General features: G+C 70.6%; 1 pseudogene. It reads right to left on the reverse strand.

From position 1 onward, the window contains the following. Nucleotides 1–439, reverse strand: a pseudogene (locus tag MKK65_RS28805) (exonuclease domain-containing protein); the annotation flags it as partial.

Here is a 439-nt window from a genome sequence, read left to right on the forward strand (position 1 = left end):
CGCGGAACGACGCGTGGAGCTCTCGCTCGGCATCTGTGAGCCTCGGATTGAACACGCGTGACGCTATGGGACGGGCAGCGTCCGCAGCGGACTGCGCTGGGGTGGCAAGGATGGGCGCCCGATCGGGGCCAGTCTGCTTGCCGCCGAGCAGTTTAACATAGACCTCGGCCAGGATCTGGGCGTCGGGGAGCGCGCCGTGCTTGGTGCGGCGACTGCGAGCGCTCCCGTAGCGGTTGCAGCGCGCAGCGAGGTTGTTGGCCGCGCCCGGGTGCTTGCGCCTCGCCATCGGCAGGGTGTCGACCACGTCGTCCAGCTGGATCGGCGGGAAGCAGACCAGTCTTGGACTCTTGGACGCACAGGCCGGCCCGGCGGTCCAGGCTGTCGTCCAGGCCGCGCCGGCGGCCCCCCGGCCGGATCGAAGCCGCCTTACGGATGGGGA

This window comes from Methylobacterium sp. J-001 (assembly GCF_022829565.1).
Lineage (GTDB): Bacteria > Pseudomonadota > Alphaproteobacteria > Rhizobiales > Beijerinckiaceae > Methylobacterium.